This is a genomic window from Mesorhizobium sp. M5C.F.Ca.IN.020.32.2.1 (genome assembly GCF_004023105.1).
Lineage (GTDB): Bacteria > Pseudomonadota > Alphaproteobacteria > Rhizobiales > Rhizobiaceae > Mesorhizobium > Mesorhizobium wenxiniae.
Genome location: NZ_RZSX01001173.1, coordinates 1 through 1,544 on the forward strand (window position 1 = coordinate 1; position 1,544 = coordinate 1,544).

At 62.0% G+C, this 1,544-nt stretch carries 1 protein-coding gene and 1 pseudogene; both read right to left on the reverse strand.

Annotation, left to right across the window (positions count from 1 at the left end):
* The coding region (locus EOA86_RS34065; protein WP_206630218.1) for an aminopeptidase P family N-terminal domain-containing protein at window positions 1-514 on the reverse strand (514 nt) is incomplete at its 3' end.
* 25 nt (window positions 515-539) lie between these two features.
* Window positions 540-1,544, reverse strand: a pseudogene (locus EOA86_RS39065) (glycosyl transferase family 39); the annotation flags it as partial.

Sequence of the window (1,544 nt, forward strand, 5' to 3'; positions counted from 1 at the left end):
CGATACGACTGATACCGCCGCCATGCTCTTTCACCAGATCGGCGATGCCGGCCGCCCAGCGGCGGACCTTTTGCTCGGTCAACTCGCCGCTGTAGAGATACATCCACGACACTGCCGGCCGCACCTCGTCGACCACGCCGGAGTGGTCGGAAAGGTGCTCGCACGAAAAATAGTCGAACAGCACCACCGGGCCTTCGGTGGCAACGAAACAATGCCTTGTCGGGTTGTGCGCGACCCAGAGCTGCATGTTGGTCGAGTCGGTCGCATAGCGGATGTTAATCGGATCGTAGAGCAGGGCTCCTGCATAGTCGCGGCGCTTCAGCTCGGCGCGGATGCGGTCGAGCCGGTATTGACGCATGGCAGGCAGGTTGGGGGCAGCAATGCCGGCGGCGTGCCACTCGGCTTCCGCCAGTGCGCCATAGCCAAGCACATGCTGGTTGAGCTCAGCGGCCTTCTGCCGCGACTTCAGGCGCAACACATCGGTGGAGCCCGCTTCGTCCGGCTCGAACGGCATGATCTTGCGATGACGAGGAGGTCGATCAGTCGGGTTCCTGTCCACCCTCGGTTCCTTTGCTAACGCCTTCGTCGGGCGCTGTGGCTTTTTCCGCAGCCGTTTTCTTCAATCTTATGTAGGCGCCGGGCCGGGCAGGCTTGTCCGTGCTAGGCAATAGCGGAACCATGATTTGCCTTGGTTGGCCGTCCGGCCCATAGCCGGCTTTTTTGAGCTGCTCCAAAATGACCGGCCGCGGATCGTCGCGGTCGAGCCAGACGAGTACAGCCGGCTCTTGCACTAGCCTGTCGAAATTCGGCACTTCCTGGTCAAGCGCGACCAATTTTTCGTCGACCAACCGCAGATTTCCGACCCATGCACCGTCGGATATTGCGGTTTTCACCGGCCCGTCAGCAGTCAGCTGGCGATAGAGGGCCGGGTAATCCACCCGGATCATCCGCGAGAGACCACTGGTCCCGTTTATCTGGAAGTACCAAGTGGCGGGCGCGAGCAGAACGGCGATGACCGCTCCGGCCGCGATCACCAGGAGCTGGGCGTCCCTGCCGCGTGGTGAAAGCCGTTCCATATAGGCGGCCATCGCCAGCGGCAAGATGATCAGGACCGGCACCAGCCAACGGGCCTTGACCTCGGTCACGCCGGTGGCCAGCACAAGTGTCGCCAGCATGGCCAAGCCGAGCGCCAAGGTACGCCACAAGAGAACTTCCCTGGCCGGAGCTTTGGGGTGCCGCTCGGAGAAACGAAACCCCGTCAGCGCGAAAGCCAGCGCGGAAACGAACACCGGCAAGACAGCGAAATTGAAGGTCCCCATGATAAACTTGCCGGCGCCGGTGGCCGCGGCCGTCATGCGCGGCTGCTGTAGGTCTATTCCGAACTTCTCGCCTCTCGCCAGCAAATCGGCAGGATGCATGAGGCTCCAATATGTGGTTGGCGCCAGCACCAATATCGCGACGGCAACGCTGATTGCGAATTTCGGATCGAGGATCGCGCCGCGCAACTCGCGCAGCGACAACACCGCCGCAACAAGGGCTAACAC